This is a genomic window from Burkholderia cepacia GG4 (genome assembly GCF_000292915.1).
Lineage (GTDB): Bacteria > Pseudomonadota > Gammaproteobacteria > Burkholderiales > Burkholderiaceae > Burkholderia > Burkholderia cepacia_D.
The window spans coordinates 2,691,111-2,715,175 of record NC_018513.1 but is presented as its reverse complement, the minus strand read 5'-3'; the positions used below and the strand labels follow the sequence as shown (position 1 = coordinate 2,715,175).

General features: G+C 65.5%; 22 protein-coding genes. 20 read left to right on the top strand and 2 right to left on the bottom strand.

The window, feature by feature from the left end; genetic code table 11:
• Positions 1-185: 185 nt before the first annotated feature.
• The 16 genes from gyrA (at position 186) to cysM (ending at position 17,941) form a co-directional block, all read left to right on the top strand.
• Complete coding sequence (gene gyrA, locus GEM_RS12340) at positions 186-2,789, top strand: DNA gyrase subunit A (RefSeq protein ID WP_014897733.1); 2,604 nt, start codon at positions 186-188, stop codon at positions 2,787-2,789.
• 83 nt (positions 2,790-2,872) lie between these two features.
• Entirely contained in the window at positions 2,873-3,472 is a 600-nt protein-coding gene (locus GEM_RS12335) for a DUF2059 domain-containing protein (RefSeq protein WP_014897732.1), read from the top strand.
• Positions 3,473-3,632: 160 nt separating this feature from the next.
• Positions 3,633-4,715: a 3-phosphoserine/phosphohydroxythreonine transaminase gene (gene serC / locus GEM_RS12330; RefSeq protein ID WP_014897731.1), complete on the top strand. Its 1,083-nt coding sequence runs from the start codon at positions 3,633-3,635 to the stop codon at positions 4,713-4,715.
• A 34-nt stretch (positions 4,716-4,749) separates the two neighbouring features.
• Positions 4,750-5,832, top strand: coding sequence for a prephenate dehydratase (gene pheA / locus GEM_RS12325; RefSeq protein ID WP_014897730.1), 1,083 nt, complete (start codon positions 4,750-4,752; stop codon positions 5,830-5,832).
• Positions 5,833-6,019: 187 nt separating this feature from the next.
• Complete coding sequence (locus GEM_RS12320; RefSeq protein ID WP_041490535.1) at positions 6,020-6,946, top strand: prephenate dehydrogenase/arogenate dehydrogenase family protein; 927 nt, start codon at positions 6,020-6,022, stop codon at positions 6,944-6,946.
• 13 nt (positions 6,947-6,959) lie between these two features.
• Positions 6,960-8,264: a 3-phosphoshikimate 1-carboxyvinyltransferase gene (aroA, locus tag GEM_RS12315; protein ID WP_014897728.1), complete on the top strand. Its 1,305-nt coding sequence runs from the start codon at positions 6,960-6,962 to the stop codon at positions 8,262-8,264.
• A gap of 13 nt (positions 8,265-8,277) precedes the next feature.
• Entirely contained in the window at positions 8,278-8,964 is a 687-nt protein-coding gene (cmk, locus tag GEM_RS12310) for a (d)CMP kinase (protein ID WP_014897727.1), read from the top strand.
• A gap of 142 nt (positions 8,965-9,106) precedes the next feature.
• Complete coding sequence (gene rpsA, locus GEM_RS12305; RefSeq protein ID WP_011544885.1) at positions 9,107-10,819, top strand: 30S ribosomal protein S1; 1,713 nt, start codon at positions 9,107-9,109, stop codon at positions 10,817-10,819.
• 22 nt (positions 10,820-10,841) lie between these two features.
• Positions 10,842-11,165 carry an integration host factor subunit beta gene (locus GEM_RS12300; RefSeq protein ID WP_006750752.1) on the top strand — a complete coding sequence of 108 codons (324 nt, stop codon included), beginning with the start codon at positions 10,842-10,844 and terminating at the stop codon, positions 11,163-11,165.
• Between the two features lie 210 nt (positions 11,166-11,375).
• Complete coding sequence (locus GEM_RS12295) at positions 11,376-11,669, top strand: lipopolysaccharide assembly protein LapA domain-containing protein (RefSeq protein ID WP_014897726.1); 294 nt, start codon at positions 11,376-11,378, stop codon at positions 11,667-11,669.
• Positions 11,670-11,722: 53 nt separating this feature from the next.
• Entirely contained in the window at positions 11,723-12,895 is a 1,173-nt protein-coding gene (lapB, locus tag GEM_RS12290) for a lipopolysaccharide assembly protein LapB (RefSeq protein WP_014897725.1), read from the top strand.
• A 90-nt stretch (positions 12,896-12,985) separates the two neighbouring features.
• Positions 12,986-14,386: a UDP-glucose dehydrogenase family protein gene (locus GEM_RS12285; RefSeq protein ID WP_014897724.1), complete on the top strand. Its 1,401-nt coding sequence runs from the start codon at positions 12,986-12,988 to the stop codon at positions 14,384-14,386.
• A gap of 7 nt (positions 14,387-14,393) precedes the next feature.
• Entirely contained in the window at positions 14,394-15,344 is a 951-nt protein-coding gene (gene rfaE1, locus GEM_RS12280) for a D-glycero-beta-D-manno-heptose-7-phosphate kinase (RefSeq protein ID WP_148283823.1), read from the top strand.
• Positions 15,345-15,408: 64 nt separating this feature from the next.
• Complete coding sequence (gene rfaD, locus GEM_RS12275; RefSeq protein ID WP_014897722.1) at positions 15,409-16,401, top strand: ADP-glyceromanno-heptose 6-epimerase; 993 nt, start codon at positions 15,409-15,411, stop codon at positions 16,399-16,401.
• Between the two features lie 73 nt (positions 16,402-16,474).
• The gene (locus GEM_RS12270) at positions 16,475-16,819 is read left to right on the top strand and encodes a ComEA family DNA-binding protein (RefSeq protein ID WP_014897721.1); all 345 of its coding nucleotides are present in this window, start codon (positions 16,475-16,477) and stop codon (positions 16,817-16,819) included.
• Between the two features lie 219 nt (positions 16,820-17,038).
• Positions 17,039-17,941 (top strand): cysteine synthase CysM, encoded by a 903-nt coding sequence (gene cysM / locus GEM_RS12265; protein ID WP_014897720.1) that lies wholly within the window; start codon positions 17,039-17,041, stop codon positions 17,939-17,941.
• Positions 17,942-18,022: 81 nt separating this feature from the next.
• Here the strand turns inward: cysM and mltB are convergent, their stop codons facing one another.
• Positions 18,023-19,246 (bottom strand): lytic murein transglycosylase B, encoded by a 1,224-nt coding sequence (mltB, locus tag GEM_RS12260; RefSeq protein ID WP_041490683.1) that lies wholly within the window; start codon positions 19,244-19,246, stop codon positions 18,023-18,025.
• A 168-nt stretch (positions 19,247-19,414) separates the two neighbouring features.
• Here mltB and GEM_RS12255 point away from each other — a divergent pair, with 168 nt between their 5' ends.
• Positions 19,415-20,338: a histone deacetylase family protein gene (locus tag GEM_RS12255; RefSeq protein ID WP_014897718.1), complete on the top strand. Its 924-nt coding sequence runs from the start codon at positions 19,415-19,417 to the stop codon at positions 20,336-20,338.
• Between the two features lie 31 nt (positions 20,339-20,369).
• Here the strand turns inward: GEM_RS12255 and GEM_RS12250 are convergent, their stop codons facing one another.
• Positions 20,370-21,290: an alpha/beta hydrolase gene (locus tag GEM_RS12250; protein WP_041490682.1), complete on the bottom strand. Its 921-nt coding sequence runs from the start codon at positions 21,288-21,290 to the stop codon at positions 20,370-20,372.
• 215 nt (positions 21,291-21,505) lie between these two features.
• Between GEM_RS12250 and GEM_RS12245 the strand changes: the two genes are divergently transcribed.
• Genes GEM_RS12245 through GEM_RS12235 form a run of 3 tightly spaced genes read left to right on the top strand, consistent with a single transcriptional unit; the run spans position 21,506 to position 24,006 of the window.
• Positions 21,506-22,540 carry a methionine ABC transporter ATP-binding protein gene (locus tag GEM_RS12245; protein ID WP_014897716.1) on the top strand — a complete coding sequence of 345 codons (1,035 nt, stop codon included), beginning with the start codon at positions 21,506-21,508 and terminating at the stop codon, positions 22,538-22,540.
• Entirely contained in the window at positions 22,530-23,183 is a 654-nt protein-coding gene (locus GEM_RS12240; RefSeq protein WP_014897715.1) for a methionine ABC transporter permease, read from the top strand. Before GEM_RS12245 ends, GEM_RS12240 begins: the two co-directional genes overlap by 11 nt.
• 28 nt (positions 23,184-23,211) lie before the next feature.
• Positions 23,212-24,006, top strand: coding sequence for a MetQ/NlpA family ABC transporter substrate-binding protein (locus tag GEM_RS12235; protein WP_014897714.1), 795 nt, complete (start codon positions 23,212-23,214; stop codon positions 24,004-24,006).
• Positions 24,007-24,065 lie beyond the last annotated feature (59 nt).

Genomic DNA, 24,065 nt, shown 5'->3' with positions numbered 1-24,065 from the left:
CTGAAGGGGCGCGATCGCGGTCGATTCGGGGTGTCATCGGCTTCACCGCGATTTTTGCTGTTTACATATAGAGGGGGGCGCGAATTGGCGGCTGATGGGCGCATGTTAGAATCTCGCGTTGCGTTGCGCATGCAGCGCCCACGCGAAAGGCGTTCGCCGTCTTCGCTCCGAAACGATACGGATACATGGATCAATTCGCCAAAGAGACCCTGCCCACCTCCCTAGAGGAGGAAATGCGCCGTTCGTATCTCGATTACGCGATGAGCGTGATCGTCGGACGTGCCCTTCCGGATGTCCGCGATGGCCTGAAGCCCGTGCACCGGCGCGTACTGTTCGCGATGCACGAACTGAACAACGACTGGAACCGCGCGTACAAGAAATCGGCGCGTATCGTCGGTGACGTGATCGGTAAATATCACCCTCACGGCGATACCGCGGTGTACGACACGATCGTGCGGATGGCGCAGGACTTCTCGCTGCGTTACATGCTGATCGACGGGCAGGGCAACTTCGGCTCGATCGACGGCGACAACGCCGCGGCGATGCGTTACACCGAAATTCGCATGGCGAAGATCGGTCACGAGCTGCTCGCCGACATCGACAAGGAAACGGTCGACTTCGAGCCGAACTACGACGGCAACGAAACGCAGCCGTCAGTCCTGCCGTCGCGCATTCCGAACCTGCTGATCAACGGGTCGTCAGGCATCGCGGTCGGCATGGCGACCAACATCCCGCCGCACAACCTGAATGAAGTCGTCGACGCGTGCCAGCACCTGCTGAGCAACCCGGAGGCGACGATCGACGAGCTGATCGAGATCATCCCGGCGCCGGACTTCCCGACGGCCGGCATCATCTACGGCGTCGCCGGCGTGCGCGACGGCTACCGCACCGGGCGCGGCCGCGTCGTGATGCGCGCGGCCACGCACTTTGAAGAGATCGACCGCGGCCAGCGGATGGCGATCATCGTCGACGAACTGCCGTACCAGGTGAACAAGCGCTCGTTGCTCGAGCGCATTGCCGAACTCGTCAACGAGAAGAAGCTCGAGGGCATCTCCGACATCCGCGACGAGTCCGACAAGAGCGGCATGCGCGTCGTGATCGAGCTGAAGCGCGGCGAAGTGCCTGAGGTGGTGCTGAACAACCTGTACAAGGCGACGCAGCTGCAGGACACGTTCGGCATGAACATGGTCGCGCTCGTCGACGGCCAGCCGAAGCTGCTGAACCTGAAGGAAATCCTGCAGTGCTTCCTGGCGCACCGACGCGAAGTGCTGACGCGCCGCACGATCTACGAACTGCGCAAGGCCCGCGAACGCGGCCACGTGCTCGAAGGTCTTGCCGTTGCGCTCGCGAACATCGACGACTTCATCGCGATCATCAAGGCGGCACCGACGCCGCCGATCGCGAAGCAGGAACTGATGGCGAAGCCGTGGGATTCGTCGCTCGTGCGCGAGATGCTGACGCGCGCCGAGGCCGAGAACGCGTCGGCGGGCGGCCGTTCCGCGTACCGTCCGGAAGGTCTGAACCCGGCGTTCGGGATGCAGGTCGACGGGCTGTACCGTCTGTCCGACACGCAGGCGCAGGAAATCCTGCAGATGCGCCTCCAACGCCTGACGGGTCTCGAGCAGGACAAGATCATCGGCGAGTACCGCGAAGTGATGGCGCAGATCGCCGACCTGCTGGACATCCTCGCACGCCCCGAGCGGATCACGACGATGATCGGCGAAGAACTGACGACGGTGAAGGCCGAATTCGGCGACGCGCGCCGCTCGAAGATCGAGCTGAACGCGACCGAGCTGAACACCGAAGACCTGATCACGCCGCAGGACATGGTCGTCACGATGTCGCACGCGGGTTACGTGAAGTCGCAGCCGCTGTCCGAGTATCGCGCGCAGAAGCGCGGCGGTCGCGGCAAGCAGGCGACGCAGATGAAGGAAGACGACTGGATCGAGACGCTGTTCATCGCGAACACGCACGATTACATCCTGTGCTTCTCGAACCGTGGCCGGGTGTACTGGGTCAAGGTCTACGAAGTGCCGCAGGGCTCGCGCAACTCGCGCGGCCGTCCGATCGTCAACATGTTCCCGCTGCAGGACGGCGAGAAGATCAACGTCGTGCTGCCGGTCAAGGAATTCTCGGCCGACAAGTACATCTTCATGGCGACGTCGCTCGGCACCGTGAAGAAGACGCCGCTCGAGGCATTCAGCCGACCGATGAAGAAGGGCATCATCGCGGTCGGCCTCGACGAGGGCGACTACCTGATCGGCGCATCGATCACCGACGGCGCGCACGACGTGATGCTGTTCTCCGACGCCGGCAAGGCCGTGCGTTTCGACGAGAACGACGTGCGCCCGATGGGCCGCGAAGCGCGCGGCGTGCGCGGCATGCAGCTCGAGGACGGGCAGCAGGTCATCGCGCTGCTGGTTGCGGGCAGCGAGGAGCAGACCGTGCTCACCGCGACCGAGAACGGCTACGGCAAGCGCACGCCGATCACCGAGTACACGCGTCACGGCCGCGGCACGAAGGGGATGATCGCGATCCAGACGTCCGAGCGCAACGGCAAGGTCGTGGCTGCGACGCTCGTCGACGCCGAGGATCAGATCATGCTGATCACGACCGCGGGCGTGTTGATTCGTACCCGTGTGTCCGAGATTCGCGAGATGGGGCGCGCTACGCAAGGTGTTACACTCATCAGTCTCGATGAGGGTACCAAGCTCTCCGGCCTGCAGCAGATTGCGGAAGCCGAAGAGGGCGATGGCGAGGCCGACGAGGCGTCGGACGGCGAAGCCTGAAGAACGGATGAGACTCGAGCCGCCGCGGGCGCCACGCGCCGCGGTCGGCGAGCAACCATTCATATTTCCAAAAGGGAGTGATGATGCAAAAGCAATTCAAGCAACTGGTTCTGCTGGCTGCACTGGTGCCGACGTTCGCGATGGCGCAAGCGCTGTCGAATTCCGCACCGGCTGCAACCGCAGCAGCTGCGCCGATCGACGCCGACAAGAAGGCAGCGATCAAGGATCTGCTCGACGCGATCGACGCGCCGAAGCTCGTGTCGGCTATCGGCAACAGCGCCGAGATGCAGGCAAAGCAGCTCGTGCCGGCGATCCTGTCGGACGCGCTGTCGGAAAACAAGTCGCTGAACGACAAGCAGAAGCAGGCTGCCGTGCCGACGCTCCAGAAGAACGCGGTGCCGAAGCTGGTTGACGGCGCGGGCAAGGTGTTCGGCACGCAGCAGTTCCAGAACGACGCGATGTCGGCTCAGTACGACGCCTACGCGAAGTACTACAGCACGTCGGAGATCAAGGATCTGACGACGTTCTACAAGAGCCCGACGGGCCGCAAGTTCATCCAGGTTCAGGATCAGGTCGGCCGCGATGTGGTCAACGGCCTGATGCAGAAGTACATGCCGCAAGCGATCCAGGCGACGCGCGCGCAGGCTGACAAGGAAGTCGCGGCAGTCAAGCCGGGCAAGTAAGCCGTCCGGGCACGCCACCGGCCGTTCGGCCGGGTTTGGCGGGAGCCTGATGACAGTGCGATAATGGCCGTTTGCGCGCGAGCGCAAGCGGCCATTTCTTTTCTGGCGCGGTTCTTTCTGCCGGCGGCAAGCCGGTCGCGTCCCTCCCGAGGTTTTCACGATGCGCGTCTTTAATTTCTCCGCCGGCCCTGCGGCGCTCCCCGAGGAAGTGCTGCGGCAGGCCGCCGACGAAATGCTCGACTGGCACGGCAGCGGCATGAGCGTGATGGAGATGAGCCATCGCGGCAAAGAGTTCATGTCGATCCACGAGGCGGCGCTGACTGACCTGCGCGAGCTGCTCGACGTGCCGGCCAGCCACCGGGTCCTGTTCCTGCAGGGCGGCGGCATCGCCGAGAACGCGATCGTGCCGATGAACCTGCTCGGCTCGCGCAAGACGGCCGATTTCGTCGTGACGGGCTCGTGGTCGCAGAAGTCGTTCGACGAAGCGAAGAAATACGGCACACCGCATCTGGCCGCGTCCGGCAAGACGGCCGACGGCTTCACGCGCGCGCCCGCCCGCGCCGAATGGCAGCTGTCGGACGATCCGGCCTACGTGCATCTGTGTACGAACGAGACGATCGACGGTGTCGAGACGTTCGAGATTCCCGACCTCGGCAACGTGCCGCTCGTCGCGGATGTGTCGTCGCATATCCTGTCGCGTCCGATGGACGTCGCGAAGTACGGCGTGCTGTTCGGCGGCGCGCAGAAGAACATCGGGATGGCCGGCGTGACGGTCGTGATCGTTCGCGAGGATCTGCTCGATCGCGCGCTGTCGATCTGCCCGTCCGCATTCGATTGGAAAACCGTCGCCGCGAACAACTCGCTGTACAACACGCCGCCCACCTACGCGATCTATATCGCGGGCCTCGTGTTCCAGTGGCTGAAGCGGCAGGGCGGCCTCGAGGTGATCGAGGCCCGCAATATCGAGAAGGCGAAGCTGCTCTACGACACGATCGATGCGAGCAGCTTCTATCTGAACAAGGTCGAGCCGGCGGTGCGTTCGCGGATGAACGTGCCCTTTTTCCTGGCCGACGAAACGCGCAATGAAGACTTCCTTGCCGGCGCAAAGGCGCGCGGGCTGCTGCAGCTGAAGGGCCACAAGTCCGTCGGCGGCATGCGGGCGTCGATCTACAACGCGGTGCCGCTCGAGGGCGTGAAAGCGCTCGTCGAGTACATGAAGGACTTCGAGCAGCGCGGCGCCTGATGGCGGCGCTGTTCAAACAGCACGGCAACTACGCATGGACGACGAACTGAATTCCCGCCTGAAACCGCTGCGCGATCGCATCGACGCGATCGACGCGCAACTGATCTCGCTCCTGAACCAGCGCGCCGCAGTGGCGCTGGAAGTGGGCGAGGTCAAGAAGCATTTCAACGCGCCGGTGTTCCGGCCGGAGCGCGAACTGCAGGTGATCGCGCGCCTGCAGGACATGAGTGCGGGGCCGCTCGCGAGCGAGCACATCAGCGCCATCTGGCGCGAGATCATGGCCGCGAGCCGCGCGCTCGAACAGACGATCCACGTCGCGTTCCTCGGACCGGTCGGCACGTACACCGAACAGGCGATGTTCGAGTACTTCGGCCAGTCGATCGAAGGGCTGCCGTGCCCGTCGGTCGACGAGGTGTTCCGCTCGGTCGAGGCGGGCGCGTCCGCATTCGGCGTCGCGCCGGTCGAGAATTCGACCGAAGGCGCGGTGTCGCGCACGCTCGACCTGCTGCTGCAGACGCAGTTGCTGATCAGCGGCGAGCTCGCGCTGCCGATCCATCACAACCTGCTCACGCAGAGCGGCACGCTCGACGGCGTGACGCGCGTCTGCGCGCATGCGCAGGCGCTTGCGCAATGCCAGCAGTGGCTCGCAGCGAACGCGCCGCAGCTCGCGCGGCAAGCCGTGTCGAGCAACGCGGAGGCCGCGCGTCTCGCGGCGGCCGACCCGAGCGTCGCGGCGATCGCGGGCGACCGCGCGGCCGCTCACTACGGGCTGCAGGTTGCGTTCTCACTGATTCAGGACGATCCGCACAACCGCACGCGCTTCGTGATCATCGGCAAGCAGCCGGCTGGCCAGAGCGGTCACGACCAGACCTCGCTGATCGTGTCGGTGAAGAACGAGCCGGGCGCGGTGTTCAAGCTGCTCGAACCGCTCGCGCGGCACGGTGTGTCGATGACGCGTTTCGAGTCGCGCCCGGCGCGGGTCGGCACGTGGGAGTATTACTTCTACATCGACATCGAAGGGCACCGGGACGAGCCAGCCGTGGCCGCCGCGCTCGCGGAGCTCGGCCAGAAGGCCGCGTTCCTGAAGATACTCGGTTCGTATCCGCGCGCGCGCTGACGCGCAGCGGCCCGCCGCCTGCAACGCGCAGGCGGCGCGGCGAAGCGGGCAGGGCAGGCCGGGCGGCGCTGCCCAAGGCGGGTTCGGGCGGTATCCGGTGCAGGTCGCACCGGATACGGGCCCGTTGCCCGGGATCTGGACTTCCGTGCGCGGGGCGTCGTTCCGCGCGCGTTACTTGGCTCTTGTCGTGTCAGGCTTTGCATTCAACAAACTGGTCATCTTCGGCGTCGGCCTGATCGGCGGATCGCTGGCGCGTGCCCTGCGCGAGCGCGCGCCGGGCGGCGCGGGCGAAGTCGTCGGCGTCGGCCGTTCGCGTGCATCGGTCGAGCGCGCGCTCGCGCTCGGCGTGATCGACCGCGCGGCGGCGCTCGACGACGACGTGCAATTGCGCGACGCGCTTGCCGGCGCCGATCTCGTGCTGCTGGCCGCGCCAGTCGCGCAAACCGGCCCGTTGCTCGGGCGCATCGCGCCGTGGCTCGACGACGCGACGATCGTCACCGACGCAGGCAGCACCAAGTCCGATGTCGTCGCGGCCGCACGCGCGGCGCTTGGTGCGCGGATCGCGCAATTCGTACCGGGGCACCCGATCGCCGGGCGCGAGTCGAGCGGCGTCGAGGCCGCGCTGCCGGATCTGTACGTCGGCCGCAACGTCGTGCTGTGCCCGCTGCCGGAGAACGCGCCCGCATCGGTCGCGCGGATCGACGCGATGTGGCGGGCGACCGGCGCCGACGTGCGCACGATGAGTACGGAGCAGCACGATCGCGTGTTCGCGTCGATCAGCCATCTGCCGCACGTGCTGTCGTTCGCGCTCGTCGAGCAGATCCTCGGCGAGGCGGACGCCGAACTGAAATTCTCGTACGCGGCGGGCGGCTTCCGCGACTTCACGCGGATCGCGGCGTCGAGCCCGGAAATGTGGCGCGACGTGTGCGTCGCAAATCGCGCGGCGCTGCTCGACGAACTCGACGGCTACACGCGCGTGCTCGCACGGTTGCGGGCGGCGATCGACGCCGGCGACGGCGTGGCGCTCGAAGCCGTATTCACGCGCTCGCGCGCCGCACGCAAGGCATGGCAGGAGCGCGGCGCCCAGCCCGCTGCCGAACCGGTCAAGAAATAACAGGACGATTCCCATGGACTATCTCGATCTCGGCCCCTATTCCAGCGCATCGGGCACCGTGCGCCTGCCTGGCTCGAAGAGCATCTCGAACCGCGTGCTGCTGCTCGCGGCGCTTGCCGAAGGCGACACGACGATCACCAACCTGCTGGATTCCGACGACACGCGCGTGATGCTCGACGCGCTCGGCAAGCTCGGCGTGAAGCTCGCGCGCGATGGCGACACCTGTGTCGTCACCGGCACACGCGGCGCATTCACCGCGAAGACCGCCGACCTGTTCCTCGGCAATGCGGGCACGGCGGTGCGGCCGTTGACGGCGGCACTCGCGGTGAACGGCGGCGACTATCGCGTGCACGGCGTGCCGCGCATGCACGAGCGGCCGATCGGCGACCTCGTCGACGGCTTGCGGCAGATCGGCGCGCAGATCGACTACGAACAGAACGAAGGCTTTCCGCCGCTGCGGATCAAGCCTGCGGCGATCACGGTCGACGCGCCGATCCGCGTGCGCGGCGACGTGTCGAGCCAGTTCCTCACGGCGCTGCTGATGACGCTGCCGCTGGTGAAGGCGCAGGATGGAAAGATCGTCGTCGAAGTCGACGGCGAACTGATCTCGAAGCCGTACATCGACATCACGATCCGGCTGATGGAGCGCTTCGGCGTCACCGTCGAGCGCGACGGCTGGCAGCGCTTCTTCGTGCCGGCCGGCGTTCGCTATCGTTCGCCGGGGCGCATCATGGTCGAGGGCGACGCGTCGTCGGCATCGTATTTCCTGGCGGCCGGCGCGCTCGGCGGCGGCCCGCTGCGCGTCGAGGGCGTGGGGCGCGCGAGCATCCAGGGCGACGTCGGCTTCGCGAACGCGCTGATGCAGATGGGCGCGAACGTGTCGATGGGCGACGACTGGATCGAGGTGCGCGGCGTCGGTCACGACCACGGCCGGCTCGAGCCGATCGACATGGATTTCAACCTGATTCCCGACGCGGCGATGACCATTGCGGTCGCGGCGCTGTTCGCGAGCGGTACCAGCACGCTGCGCAACATCGCGAGCTGGCGTGTGAAGGAGACCGACCGCATTGCCGCGATGGCGACCGAATTGCGCAAGGTCGGCGCGATCGTCGAGGAAGGCCCCGACTATCTCGTCGTCACGCCGCCGCAAAAGCTCACGCCGAACGCGGCGATCGACACGTACGACGATCACCGGATGGCGATGTGCTTCTCGCTCGTCAGCCTGGGCGGCGTGCCCGTGCGGATCAACGATCCGAAGTGCGTCGGCAAGACGTTCCCCGACTATTTCGACCGCTTCGCCGCGCTCGCCAAAGCCTGACCCGACTGTTCCGATGAAATCGACCCGACCCTTTCACCCGACCCCTGTCATCACGATTGACGGCCCGACTGCTTCCGGCAAGGGCACCGTCGCGGCGCTCGTCGCCGCGCATCTCGGCTTCCACCTGCTCGACAGCGGCGCGCTTTACCGTCTCGCGGCGCTCGCGAGCGTGCGCTACGGCATCGCGGCGGAGGACATCGACGCGCTCGTGAAGCTGATCGATGATCTTCACATCACGTTCCGCGAAGGTTGCGCGCAGCTCGACGGTGTCGACGTGTCGAATGACATCCGTGCGGAAGCGGTCGGCAACCGCGCGTCGGCGATCGCCGTGCACGGGCCGGTGCGTACCGCGCTCGTCGCGCGCCAGCGTGCGTTCCGCAAGACGCCGGGCCTCGTTGCCGACGGCCGTGACATGGGCACCGTGATCTTCCCGGATGCCGTGCTGAAGGTGTTCCTGACGGCCAGCGCCGAGGCGCGCGCGACCAGGCGGCATAAGCAATTGATGCAAAAAGGTTTTTCTGCTAATATAGATGACTTGCTCCGGGATCTACGTGAACGTGACGCGCGCGACAGCAATCGCGCAGCCGCGCCGCTGAAGCCCGCAGCAGATGCCAAGCTGCTCGATACGTCGGCGCTTTCGGTCGATGAAGCAGTCGACCAGGTGCTGCAGTGGTACCGGGTGCTCGGCCAGCCCGCCTGAGAAAGCGGGCAGCAGTAGGTGCTCCGCGCCGTAAGCGTGGAGCGTGTTTCGAACCCTTAACCCCGTGTGGACTTCGATCTGGCCCTTTCAGCCCGCCATTCCGGCCGGCGTGGCACAGCGATCCATGCACAATCAGATTTTTATGTCCGACCTGCAAACCTCCACCCCGAATACCGAATCCTTTGCGGCTCTGTTCGAAGAGTCGCTGACCCGTCAAGACATGCGCGCCGGCGAAGTGATTTCCGCCGAAGTCGTGCGCGTCGACCACAACTTCGTGGTCGTCAATGCAGGCCTGAAGTCCGAGGCTTACATTCCGATCGAGGAATTCCTGAACGATCAGGGCGAGGTTGAGGTGCAGTCGGGCGATTTCGTGTCCGTCGCGATCGACGCACTCGAAAACGGCTACGGCGACACGATCCTGTCGCGCGACAAGGCGAAGCGCCTTGCATCGTGGCTGTCGCTGGAAAAGGCCCTCGACAACAACGAACTCGTCACCGGCACGATCACCGGCAAGGTGAAGGGCGGCATGACCGTGATGGTCAACGGCATCCGCGCGTTCCTGCCGGGTTCGCTGGTCGACACGCGTCCGGTCAAGGACACGACCCCGTACGAAGGCAAGACGCTCGAGTTCCGCGTGATCAAGCTCGATCGCAAGCGTAACAACGTCGTGCTGTCGCGTCGTGCAGTGATCGAAGCGACCCAAGGCGAAGAGCGCGCGAAGCTGCTCGAGACGCTGAAGGAAGGCGCGATCGTCAACGGCGTGGTCAAGAACATCACCGACTACGGCGCGTTCGTCGACCTCGGCGGCATCGACGGCCTGCTGCACATCACCGACATCGCATGGCGTCGCGTGCGTCACCCGAGCGAAGTCCTGTCGGTTGGCCAGGAAGTCACCGCGAAGATCCTCAAGTTCGACCAAGAGAAGAACCGCGTCTCGCTGGGCATCAAGCAACTGGGCGACGATCCGTGGGAAGGCATCTCGCGCCGTTACCCGTCGGGCACGCGCCTGTTCGGCAAGGTCACGAACATCACCGACTACGGCGCATTCGTCGAAGTGGAATCGGGCATCGAAGGCCTCGTCCACGTGTCGGAAATGGACTGGACCAACAAGAACGTTGCTCCGTCGAAGGTTGTCCAGTTGGGCGACGAAGTCGAAGTCATGGTCCTCGAGATCGACGAAGACCGTCGTCGTATCAGCCTCGGCATGAAGCAGTGCAAGCCGAATCCGTGGGATGACTTCAGCCGCAACTTCAAGAAGGGCGACAAGATCACGGGCGCAATCAAGTCGATCACCGACTTCGGCGTGTTCATCGGTCTGCCGGGCGGCATCGACGGCCTGGTCCACCTGTCGGACCTGTCGTGGAGCGAAGCCGGCGAAGAAGCCGTTCGCAAGTACAAGAAGGGCGACGAAGTCGAAGCAATCGTGCTCGGTATCGACGTCGAGAAGGAGCGTATTTCGCTCGGCATCAAGCAGCTCGAAGGCGACCCGTTCAGCAACTACGTTGCAATGAACGACAAGGGCTCGATCGTCGACGGCGTCGTGAAGACGGTCGATGCGAAGGGTGCGGTCGTCACGCTGACGGGCGACATCGAAGGCTACCTGCGTGCGTCGGAAATCTCGCAGGATCGCGTCGAAGATGCACGCAACGTGCTGAAGGAAGGCGACAAGGTCAACGCGATGGTGATCAACATCGATCGCAAGTCGCGCGGCATCAACCTGTCGATCAAGGCGAAGGACTCGGCTGAACAACAGGAAGCGATCCGCGGCCTGCAGTCGGACTCCAGCGCTGCTGCGACCGGTACGACCAACCTCGGCGCGCTGCTGAAGGCGAAGCTCGACGGCCAGAACCAGTAAGCCTCACGAGGTCTGCTGAAGTATGACCAAATCCGAGTTGGTCGCGCAGCTGGCATTGCGATTTCCGCAACTTGTCCTCAAGGATGCGGATTTCGCAGTGAAAACGATGCTCGATGCGATGTCCGACGCCTTGTCGAAAGGGCATCGTATCGAAATTCGGGGTTTCGGCAGCTTCGGCCTCAACCGTCGCCCGGCGCGCGTCGGACGCAACCCGAAGTCGGGGGAGAAAGTGCAGGTGCCCGAGAAGTTCGTGCCTCACTTCAAGCCCGGCAAGGAACTGCGTGAACGCGTCGACGGCCGCGCGGGTGAACCGCTGAAAGCTGATGATCCGGACGACGAGCGTTGAGCGTCGTTCGGTTTGCCCGGAACCTGTCCGGCGAAGGCTGAAAGAAAAAAGCGCCCCTTGCGGGCGCTTTTTTCATTTCCGGCGGCCGTGCCGCAACGCCCGCGCGCAGGATGTGCGGTGACGCGGAACGCTTCCTTTACAATACGGGTCGATTCGGCGCCGCGAAGGGGAGTCGCGCGTCACGGCACACCTCAACAAAGAGAGGGCTTCATGAAGTTTATCGTCTGGCTGATCCGGGTATTGGTGTTCGTGCTGCTGCTGGTGCTCGCGCTGGCCAATACGCAAACCGCGACGCTGAATTTCCTGGCCGGCTATACATGGCAAGCGCCGCTGATCCTGATCGGCCTCGCGTTCTTCGTCGTGGGGCTGCTGGCTGGCCTGCTGTCCGCGCTGCCCGCGATCTTCCGCCTGCGTCTCGAGAACGGGCGCCTGAAGCGCGATCTGCGCGCGGCACGTGAAACCCCGGCCATCGTCGACCAGCCGCCGATGCCGCCCGTCATTTAACACGGATGCCGCGCGACCATCGCGCGGTTTTCGTCTCTGCTTCGATATTTCGCATGGATCTGGATTTCTGGTGGTTGCTCGCGATTCCGGTGGCGTTCGCGCTCGGCTGGGCGGCGTCACGCTATGACCTGAAGAATCTCCTGTCGGAGAGCGCCAACCTGCCGCGGTCGTATTTCCGCGGCCTGAACTTTCTGTTGAACGAACAACCGGACAAGGCGATCGACGCGTTCATCGAGGTCGCGAAGCTCGACCCCGAAACGGTCGAGCTGCACTTCGCGCTCGGCAACCTGTTTCGCCGCCGCGGCGAAACGGACCGCGCGATCCGCGTGCACCAGAACCTGCTGAGCCGCACGGACCTGCCGGTCAACGAGCGCGATCACGCGCTGTACGAACTCGGTCAGGATTTCCTGAAGGCCGGCCTGCTCGATCGCGCAGAGGAGGCGTTCCACCGGCTCGCCGACGGCGATTACGCGCTGGGTGCGCAGCGGGCGCTGCTGACGATCTACGAGATCGAGAAGGACTGGAACAAGTCGATCGATACCGCGAAGCGCATCGAGTCGATGAGCGACAAGCCGCTCGGCACCGAAATCGCGCAGTTCCACTGCGAACTCGCGCAGGACGCGCTGCAGCGCAAGGACGCCGCGGCAGCGGCCGAGCAGTTGAAGCTCGCGCTTGCCGCGAACCCGCAGAACGTCCGTGCGACGATCCTGTCCGGCGATGCCGCGGCAGCGGCGGGCAATCCCGCTGCGGCGATCGAGCACTGGAAGCGCGTGGAAGCGCAGAATCCGGCCTATTTGCCGCTCGTCGCCGACAAGCTGATGAAGGCCTACGTCGCGCTCGGCAAGACGGTCGAGGGCGCTGAACTGCTGATGAGCTACGTCGACCGCTATCCGTCGAACGACCTGCTCGATATCGCGTACCAGCACATCGCCGGGTTGCGTGGCCAGGACGCGGCGCATACGCTTGCGCGCACGCAGATGGAGAAGTCGCCGAACCTGTCGGGAATGCTGCACCTGCTCGACGCGCAGATCGCGGCCGCCGACGAGCTGCGTCGTAAGGAACTTGAAATGATGCGCACGCTGATCAGGCAGCGCACCAAAAATCTGCCACGCTATACGTGCCAGAATTGCGGTTTCCGGGCACGGCTCTTCTACTGGCAGTGCCCTGGATGCAGCGGATGGGAAACCTATGCGCCGCGCCGCGTCGAACCGGCAATGCCGGGCTGATCGCGGCGTGCGGCGCCGACGTGCTGCGGTTGCCGCCGGGTCCGGCCCGGCGGCCAAGTTAGTCAATTACCGGGAAGTACCGGAACATCTATGAAAATCACCATCATCGGCACCGGCTATGTCGGTCTTGTCACGGGTTCCTGTCTCGCCGAGATCGGTCACGACGTCTTCTGCCTGGATGTCGATCAGCGCAAGATCGACATCCTGAACAACGGCGGCATGCCGATTCACGAACCGGGGCTGCTGGACATCATTGCGCGCAACCGCGCGGCAGGGCGCCTGCGCTTCTCGACCGACATCGAGGCGAGTGTCGCGCACGGCGAGATCCAGTTCATCGCGGTCGGCACGCCGCCCGACGAGGACGGCTCGGCCGATCTGCAATACGTGCTCGAGGCCGCGCGCAACATCGGCCGTCACATGACAGGCTTCAAGGTGATCGTCGACAAGTCGACGGTGCCGGTCGGCACTGCGCAGCGCGTGCGCGGCGTGGTCGACGAGGCGCTGGGTGCGCGCGGGCTCGCGGGCAGCGTCGCGCATCGCTTCTCGGTCGTGTCGAATCCCGAGTTCCTGAAGGAGGGGGCGGCCGTCGAGGACTTCATGCGCCCGGATCGGATTATCATCGGCGTCGACGACGACGAGACGGGCACGGTTGCGCGCGAGAAGATGAAGAAGCTTTACGCACCGTTCAACCGCAATCACGAACGCACGATCTACATGGACGTGCGTTCGGCGGAATTCGCGAAATACGCGGCGAACGCGATGCTCGCGACGCGTATCTCGTTCATGAACGAGATGTCGAATCTCGCCGACAAGGTCGGCGCCGACATCGAGGCCGTGCGCCGCGGCATCGGCTCCGATCCGCGCATCGGTTATCACTTCCTGTACGCGGGCGTCGGTTACGGCGGCTCGTGCTTCCCGAAGGATGTGCAGGCGCTGATCCGCACCGCCAGCGAGAACGGCCAGCCGCTGCGCATCCTGGAGGCCGTCGAGGCGGCCAACTACGCGCAGAAGGATGTGCTGATCGGCAAGATCGAACAGCGCTTCGGCACGGACCTGACCGGCCGCGAATTCGCGGTCTGGGGGCTCGCATTCAAGCCGAACACGGACGACATGCGCGAGGCGCCGAGCCGTCGTCTGATCGCGGCGCTGCTTGGGCGCGGCGCGACCGTGCGCGCGTACGACCCGGTCGCGATCGACGAGGCGCGCCGCGTGTTCGCGCTCGATCTCGGCGAAGGCTCCGAGGCGCTGGCGCGCCTGCACTTCGTCGATACGCAGGACGCGGCCGTGACGGCTGCGGATGCGCTCGTGATCGTCACCGAGTGGAAGGAATTCAGGAGCCCGGACTTCACGCGCCTGAAGGCGGAGCTGAAGGCGCCGGTCATCTTCGACGGGCGCAACCTGTACGAGCCCGACGCGATGGCCGAACTCGGCATCGACTACCATGCGATCGGACGCCCGCATGTCGGTCCCCAGTCCCTTCCTCGTGGATGAGCGCACGATGACTACCCTTCGCGAAGTGATGCCGGTACCGCGCGCGCAGCTCGCGCGGTCGCGTGTGCTCGTCGTCGGTGACGTGATGCTCGACCGCTACTGGTTCGGCAACGTCGACCGCATTTCGCCGGAAGCACCGGTACCCGTCGTGCACGTGCAGCGTCAGGAAGAGCGGCTCGGCGGCGCGGCCAACGTCGCGCGCAACGCCGTCACGCTCGGCGGTCAGGCCGGGCTCTTGTGCGTGGTCGGCTGCGACGAGCCCGGCGAGCGGATCGTCGAGCTGCTCGACAGCAGCGGCGTGACGCCTCATCTGGAGCGCGATGCGTCGCTGCCGACGACGATCAAGCTGCGCGTGCTCGCGCGCCAGCAACAGCTGTTGCGCGTCGACTTCGAGGCGATGCCGACGCACGAGGTGCTGCTGGCGGGGCTCGCGCGTTTCGATGCGCTGCTGCCGCAGCACGACGTCGTGCTGATGTCGGATTACGCGAAAGGCGGCCTCACGCATGTGACGACGATGATCGAGAAGGCACGCGCGGCCGGCAAGCCGGTGCTCGTCGATCCGAAGGGCGGCGACTGGGAGCGCTATCGCGGCGCATCGCTGATCACGCCGAATCGCGCGGAGCTGCGCGAGGTCGTCGGTCAATGGCAATCGGAAGACGACCTGCGTGCGCGTGTCGCGAAGCTGCGCGCGGAACTCGATCTCGATGCGTTGCTGCTCACGCGTTCGGAAGAGGGGATGACGCTCTTTTCCGCAACGGGCGAGCTGCACGCGCCGGCGCTCGCGCGCGAGGTGTATGACGTGTCCGGCGCGGGCGATACCGTGATCGCGACGGTCGCGACGATGCTTGGCGCAGGCGTGCCGCTCGTCGATGCCGTCGTGCTCGCGAACCGCGCGGCGGGCATCGTGGTCGGCAAGCTCGGTACGGCCACGGTAGACTACGACGAACTGTTTCACTGAGCGCACTCGGCGGCGCGACGAGCGCGCCGCACGAGTGTCTCGTCATTTTTCAGGCAGAACGACCATGACCATCATCGTCACCGGCGCGGCCGGTTTTATCGGCGCGAACATCGTCAAGGCGCTCAACGAGCGCGGCGAAACGCGCATCATCGCGGTCGACAATCTGACGCGCGCGGACAAGTTCCGCAACCTCGTCGATTGCGAGATCGACGACTATCTCGACAAGACGGAATTCGTCGAACGCTTCACGCGCGGCGAATTCGGCAAGGTACGCGCGGTGTTCCACGAAGGCGCCTGTTCGGACACGATGGAAACCGACGGCCGCTACATGATGGACAACAACTTCCGCTACAGCCGCGCGGTGCTCGATGCGTGCCTCGCGCAGGGCGCGCAGTTCCTGTACGCGTCGTCGGCTGCGATCTACGGCGGCTCGACGCGTTTCGTCGAGGAGCGTGAAGTCGAGGCGCCGCTGAACGTCTACGGCTATTCGAAGTTCCTGTTCGACCAGGTGATCCGCCGCGTGTTGCCGAGCGCGAAGAGCCAGATCGCCGGGTTCCGCTACTTCAACGTGTACGGCCCGCGCGAGACGCACAAGGGTCGCATGGCGTCGGTCGCGTTCCACAACTTCAACCAGTTCCGCGCGGAAGGCAAGGTCAAGCTGTTCGGCGAGTACAACGGTTATGCGCCGGGCGAGCAGACGCGCGACTTCGTGTCGGTCGAGGACGTCGCCAAGGTCAACCTGTTCTTCTTCGATCATCCGGAGAAGTCGGGCATCTTCAATCTCGGCACCGGCCGTGCACAACCGTTCAACGACATCGCGTCGTCGGTCGTGAACACGCTGCGCGCGCTCGACAACCAGCCGCCGCTGACGCTTGCGCAGCAGGTCGAGCAAGGTCTGATCGAGTACGTGCCGTTCCCCGATGCGCTGCGCGGCAAGTACCAGTGCTTCACGCAGGCCGACCAGACGAAGCTGCGCGCGGCCGGCTACGACGCGTCGTTCCTGACCGTACAGGAAGGTGTCGACCGCTACGTGCGTTGGCTGTCCGGCCAGGTTTAAACGCAAGCGTTGCATCGATAGACTGGGTCTCACGGTCGGCAGCCGCCGACCGTTTTCATCGGAGATCCAGCACATGATCAGGAAATGGTTTGCCGCAGCCGCGATGCTCGGCGCGATCGCGTCGGCCTGGGCGGCCGTCGACGTCAACACCGCGAACGAGGATGCGCTCGTCGGCATCAAGGGCATCGGTCCCGCGCGGGCAAAGGCGATTCTTGACGAGCGCGGTGCACGCGGCCCGTTCAGGAATGCAGACGATCTCGCGTCGCGCGTGAAAGGCATGGGCGGCCATACGGTCGAGCGCCTGCAGCAGGAGGGGTTGACGATCGGCGCAACCGGTTCGGCTGCGATGGTGCCTGCCGCGGGCAAGCCGGCAGCGGCGAAACCTGCCGCGGCGCCTGCCCGCACTGCACAGAAGTAGCGCGTAGCAGTCACGCGCACGAGACGAAAGGCTCCTTCAGTCGCCGTCGTTGCGACGGCTTCCCGCGGCATGCCGCGGGTTTTTTGCGTGCATGCTGTGTGTGCACGATCGTGAATCGTCCGGCATGCCTATTCCATCGTTGTAATGGGGTTGCCGGCGCGAGCCTCTGCGCTGGTTTACAATCGATCGATTGATCGGCCTCGCACTCACGGTATCTCCATGGCTTACAAAACTATCGAAGACACGATCGGCAACACGCCGCTCGTGCAACTGGTCCGCCTGCCGGACGACGAGATTCGCGCACGCAACAACGTGGTGCTCGCGAAGCTCGAAGGCAACAATCCGGCCGGTTCCGTGAAGGATCGCCCGGCGCTGTCGATGATCAGCAAGGCCGAAGCGCGTGGCCGCATCAAGCCGGGCGATACGCTGATCGAGGCGACGAGCGGCAACACGGGCATCGCGCTCGCGATGGCCGCGGCGATCCGCGGCTACAGGATGGTGCTGATCATGCCGGAGGACCTGTCGGTCGAGCGTCGCCAGAGCATGGCCGCTTACGGCGCCGAGATCATCCTGACGCCCGTGAAGGGCGGGATGGAACTGGCGCGCGATCTCGCGGAGCAGATGCAGCGCGAAGGCAAGGGCGTGATCCTCGATCAGTTTGGCAACCCCGACAATCCGATCGCGCACTATGAAGGCACGGGTCCGGAGATCTGGCGCGACACCGAAGGGCGCATCACGCACTTCGTGTCGGCGATGGGCACGACCGGCACGATCATGGGCACGTCGCGTTATCTGAAGGAACAGAATTCGGCGATCGAGATCGTCGGTGCACAGCCGGAAGAGGGGTCGCGCATTCCGGGCATCCGCAAATGGCCGGAAGCCTATATGCCGACGATCTTCGATCGCAGCCGCGTCGATCGCGTCGAGAACGTGAGCCAGGCCGCGGCGGAAACGATGGTGCGCCGGCTCGCGACCGTCGAAGGTATTTTCGCCGGCATCTCGTCGGGCGGCGCATGCGAAGTCGCAATGCGCATCGCGCGCCAGGTCGAGAACGCGACGATCGTGTTCATCATCTGCGATCGCGGCGACCGCTACCTGTCGACCGGCGTGTTTCCTGCCTGAGCCCGAACGGCATCCACGGGGCACCCGCGATAAAAAAAGCGCCGCATGAGCGGCGCTTTTTCTTTGTGCGGGCCGCCGTGCTTACTGCACCGGCGCCTGCGTGTCCGCCGCGGGCAGCGGGAGCGTGCCGCTCGCTTCCATCTCCGCCTTCACGGCTTCGCCGAGCTGGTACACGGTGAGCGCATAGAAGAAACTGCGGTTGTAGCGCGTCAGCACGTAGAAGTTCTTGAGGCCGAGCATGTATTCGGTCGCGCGCCCCGGCGACGGCAGGTCGACCACGGTGACCGGCGTGCCGGCTTCAGTGGTGATGTTGACCATCGGCTCGTTGAGCGTCATGCCTGCGCGCAGCAGTTGCGACAGTGCCCAGTGCGGTTCGGGCTGGCCGTCGGCGGCGGCCTGGGCAATGCCGAGGCTGCCGGTGTCGGGCGTGATCTGCCAGACCACCGGGCGATCGGTTTCCCAGCCGTGCTGCTTCAGGTAGTTCGCGACGCTGCCGATTGCATCGGCAGGACTGCTGCGCAGATCGACGTGGCCGCCGCCATCGTAGTCGACCGCATACTCGCGGATGCTGCTCGGCAGGAACTGCGGGATGCCGACCGCGCCGGTGTACGAGCCGAGCACGGTGGTCGGGTCGAGCTGGTTGTCGCGCGTCCAGACCAGGAAATCCTCGAGGTTCTTGCGGAAGGTTGCCTGGCGGCTGTCGCGATTCGGCGTGTCCGGATAGTCGAACGTGAGCGTCGTCAGCGTGTCGAGCACGCGGAAGTTGCCCATGTAGCGGCCGTAGATCGTTTCGACGCCGATGATGCCGACGATCACCTCGGGCGGCACGCCGAATTCCGCGGATGCGCGCTGCAGCGTCGCCTGGTTCGCCTTCCAGAATTTCACGCCCGCATTGATGCGGATCGGCTCGATGAAGCGCGAACGATAGACGCGCCAGTTCTTCACCGAAGGCGTCGGCGCGGGCTTCACGAGCTTGACGGCGGTGGCCGAGTAGCTGATGCGCGAGAACAGCGCATGCAGGCTCGCGGAATCGAAGCCGTTGCGGCTCACCATCTCGTCGATGAACGCATCGACCTTCGCGTTGTTCGCGTAGCGCTGCGGGACGATTTCCTCTTCGAAGGTCTGGCCTTGCGGTGCCGGCTGCTGCGGCTGTGCCTGCGCGACGAGCGTGCGGGACGGCTTCGCGGGCTGCGTCTGCGCGACGGCGGGCGGGACGGCCAGCGTAGCGGCGACGGCAGCGACAACGAGCGGAGCGCGAACACGGAACAGCGCGGAGAGAAGGGCGGCAGGCTTGCTGGAATTCATGTCGAAGCGGGCGGACAGGGCGATGGGGTTCGGCGCAGTATACCCGCGCATCCGACGTGCCGGGGCGATGCAGCGCACCGTTGTGGTAAGTTAGCGGCGAATTCGCGGCAGACGATGGACATCATTGATGGAGACCTGCGGCGCACCCGGCGCCGCGGATGACAGCTTATGGCAACCGCCTTCTATACGCACCCCGACTGCATGCTGCACGAGATGGGGGAATGGCATCCTGAATGCCCGGCCCGACTGTCGGCGATCCAGGATCAGCTGATCGCGAGCCGTATCGACGACTTGATCGTGCATGAAACTGCGCCGTTCGCGAGCGAGGTGGCGCTCGGCCGCGTGCATACGCAGGCGCACATCGACTACATCCGCAGCATGACGCCCGTCGACGGCTACGTCGAGATCGATCCCGACACGCTGATGAACCGCGACACGTGGCGCGCCGCGCTGCGTGCGGCAGGCGCCGCGATCGCGGCGACCGACGCAGTGATCGAAGGCCGCTACGCGAATGCGTTCTGCAGCGTTCGCCCGCCCGGCCATCATGCCGAACCTGCGCGCGCGATGGGCTTCTGTTTCTTCAACAACGTCGCGATCGCCGCGAGACATGCGCTCGACGTCCACGGCATCGAGCGTGTCGCGATCATCGATTTCGACGTGCACCACGGCAACGGCACCGAGGCCGCGTTCGCGAACGACGAGCGCGTGCTGATGTGCAGCTTCTTCCAGCATCCGCTGTACCCGTTCTCGGGTGCCGAGCACCAGGCGCCGAACATGGTCAACCTGCCGATGCCCGCGCGCAGCAACGGGATGGCGATCCGCGAAGCCGTCGACATGTTCTGGCTGCCGCGTCTCGACGCGTTCAAGCCGCAAATGCTGTTCGTGTCGGCCGGCTTCGACGCGCATCGCGAGGACGACATCGGTAACCTTGGCCTCGTCGAGGCCGATTTCGAATGGCTGACCGCGCAGATCGTCGATGTTGCGCGCCGGCACGCGCAGGGCCGCATCGTGAGCTGTCTCGAGGGCGGCTACAACCTGTCCGCGCTAGGGCGCAGCGTCGTCGCCCACCTGCGCGTGCTCGCCGGCATCTGACCGGCGGCCCGGGTGGCCGGGCCGCGCGGGCTCAGCGCGCCGGCACGCGCGCGTGGATCCACGCGATCAGCGTATCGATCACGCGGTCGCGCTCGAGATCGTTCATCGTTTCGTGGAACCCGCCTTCGTATAGCGTCAGTGTGCGATCGGCCGAACCGACGCGGGCACCGAACGCGCGGCTTCCGTCGGGCTCGGTCAGCTTGTCGTCGGTGCCGTGATAGACGAGCACCGGCATGCGCAGTGCGCCGCGACCGCGCTCGATGCGCGCCATCGCGTCGAGGATTTCCGCGCCAGTGCGCGCCGGCACCGCGCCGTGGTGCACGAGCGGATCGGCGCGATTGGCTGCGACGATGGCCGGATCGCGCGACAGCAGTGCCGCATCGATCCTGATGGCAGGGAAGGTCGGCCAGGCACGGCTGATGAAGCGGCTCATCGCGAGCATCCAGCGCGGCACGTCGCGTCCCGGCGCAAGCGCCGGGCTCGACAGCACGAGTCCCGCCAGCGCGTGGCCGCGGGCCGGCACGCGTTCGATCGCATACAGCGCCGCGACGGCGCCGCCCATGCTGTGTCCCATCAGGAAGAGCGGCGTAGCGCTGCGGACGGCTTCGGCAACGAGCGCATCCGCATCGTTCAGGTAGCCGTCGAAGCGTTCGACCCACGCGCGTTTGCCGGGCGACTGGCCGTGCCCGCGCAGATCGATCGCCAGCACGTCGATGCCGGCTGCGTTCAGTCTGGCCGCAAGCGCCGCGTAGCGGCCCGCATGCTCGGCGAGGCCGTGCACGAGCGCGATCGTCGCGCGCGGCGGCGCCGTGCCGTCGCGGGCCGGCCAGCGGTACGACGCCAGTTCGAGCCCGTCCGCGGTACGCAGCCGGCCCATCCGCGGCGCGGGCGGCGACACCGGGCCCGGTGCTGCGGTGGCGGATGCGGCGGCCGGCGTGGTGGTGGCGGTCATCTGGCGTGTCCCCTGTTCGTTGGCATCGGTGTTCGGGATCATAGTCGCGGCACTCGCGTGGCGGTCCAGCAGCGCCCCTCTAATTTCGTCTGGTTATGAAAAGATCGAAATCGATTATTAAGGGGAATGAGGCGTTTGCGGTAAAATCGCCGGCTATTCCAGATGCATCGGCGGCCGACTGGCGGGCCTCGCCTGCCGGCCGCCGTTTTGTTTACATGATCGAATTACGCAATCTGTCGCAGCGTTTCCCCGGGCCGACCGGCTGGGTCGACGCATTGCACAACGTCAATCTGACGATCCCGCAAGGCGAGGTGTTCGGCATCATCGGCCGAAGCGGCGCCGGCAAGAGCACGCTCGTGCGCACCATCAACCTGCTCACGCGGCCGACCGAAGGCAACGTCGTCGTCGGCGGGCGCGATCTCATGATGCTGCCGGCCGGCGCGCTGCGCGAAGCGCGCCGCGAAATCGGCATGATTTTCCAGCACTTCAACCTGCTGTCGTCGCGCACGGTGTTCGACAACGTCGCGCTGCCGCTCGAGTTGGCCGGCGCAAGCCGTGCCGATATCGAGGCGGCCGTGTTGCCGCTGCTCGATCTCGTCGGGCTGTCCGCGCAGAAGGATCGCTATCCGGCGCAGATCAGCGGCGGCCAGAAGCAGCGCGTCGGCATCGCCCGCGCGCTCGCGAGCAAGCCGAAGGTGCTGCTGTCGGATGAAGCGACGTCGGCGCTCGACCCCGAGACCACGCGCTCGATCCTCGACCTGCTGAAGCGCATCAACCGCGAACTCGGCCTGACGATCGTCCTGATCACCCACCAGATGGAAGTGATCAAGCAGGTATGCGATCGCGTGGCGGTGCTCGACGCGGGCCGCGTGGTCGAGGAAGGCCGCGTGATCGACGTGTTCCTGCAGCCGCATCACGAAGTGACGCGCGCGCTGATCGGCGACGTGATCGCGCAGGAACTGCCGCCGGCGCTGAAGGCACGCGTGGCCGAGCGGCTGAAGACCGGCAGCGGGCATTTGCTGCGGCTCGCGTTCACCGGCTCCGGCGTCGACCAGCCGATCCTGTCGGAGACGATCCGCCGGTACGAACTCGATTTCAATATCCTGCACGGCCAGATCGACGAGATCCAGGGGCAGGCGTTCGGGTCGCTCGCGGTGCTCGCGGGCGGCGAACCGGGCAAGGTCGGGCAGGCGCTCGCGTTCCTGCGCGAGCAAGGCGTGGTGGTAGAGGAGCTTTCGTATGTTGAGTGAGATGTTCGATATGTTCGTGCAGTCGTTCTGGGAGACGCTGATCATGGTCGGCATCTCGGGGGCGGTCGGCGCGCTCGTCGGGCTGCCGCTCGGCGTGCTGCTCTACCTGACCGACCGCCAGGGCGTGCTGCAGAATCTCGGTGTGAACCGCGTGCTCGGCGGCATCGTGAATGCGGTGCGCTCGACGCCGTTCATCATCCTGCTGGTCGCGGTCATTCCGCTTACGCGGCTCGTCACGGGCTCGTCGATCGGCACGGCTGCTGCGGTCGTGCCGCTGACGCTCGCGGCCGCGCCGTTCGTCGCGCGGCTGGTCGAGACCGCGCTGCGCGAGGTCGACCGCGGGCTGATCGAGGCCGCGCAGTCGATGGGCGCGACGACGTCGCAGATCGTGTTCAAAGTGCTGCTGCCCGAATCGCTGCCGGGCATCGTCGCCGGCCTGACGATCACGTTCGTGTCGCTCGTCGGCTATTCGGCGATGGCCGGTGCGATCGGCGGCGGCGGGCTCGGCGATCTCGGGATCCGCTACGGCTACCAGCGCTACCTGCCGGAAGTGATGTGGACGGTCGTCGCGATCCTGATCGTGTTCGTGCAGATCGTGCAGTCGTTCGGCGACTGGCTCGTGCGCCGGCTGAGTCACAAGTAAAAACGACATTCATCCGTTGGGGGAGACGATGCAACGACGCTTCATGCTGAAGTTCGCGGCCGCATTCGGCGCGGCCGCGCTGTTCGCGAGCGCGCACGCGCAGGCCGACGCCATCAAGGTGGGCGTGACGGGCGGCCCGCACGCGCAGATCATGGAAGTGGTGAAGAAGGTCGCGGCCAAGAGCGGTCTCGACATCCGCATCGTCGAATTCTCCGATTACGTACAGCCGAACGCCGCGCTCGCGTCGGGCGATCTCGACGCGAACAGCTACCAGCACGATCCGTATCTGCAGGCGCAGGTGAAGGATCGCGGCTACAAGCTGATCAAGGTCGCGGATACCGTCACGTTCCCGATGGGCATCTATTCGAAGCGGGTGAAGTCGCTGGCCGAGCTGAAGCCCGGTGCGCGTGTCGCGGTGCCGAACGATCCGACCAACGGCGGCCGCGCGCTGCTGTTGCTGCAGAAGCAGGGCTTGCTGAAGCTGCGTGCGGACGCGGGGCTGAAGGCGACGCCGCTCGACATCGTCGACAATCCGAGGAAGCTGAAGATCGTCGAGCTCGATGCGGCGCAGATTCCGCGTTCGCTCGGCGACGTCGACGCGGCGGCGATCAACACCAACTACGCGATGGAAGCGGGGTTGAAACCGAAACAGGACGCGATCGCGATCGAGGGCCCGAACGGCCCGTACGCGAACATCCTGGCGATTCGCGAGGCCGACCGGAACAAGCCGTGGGTCGCGAAGCTGGTCGCGGCCTACCATTCCGCGGAAGTGAAGCAGTTCATCGAGCAGAAGTTCGGCGGCGCGGTCATCGCCGCCTGGTAACACGTGGTACTGGGCGCGCCCGGTGACGATTAGAGTCGATGATCGAAAACCCGGGCTTT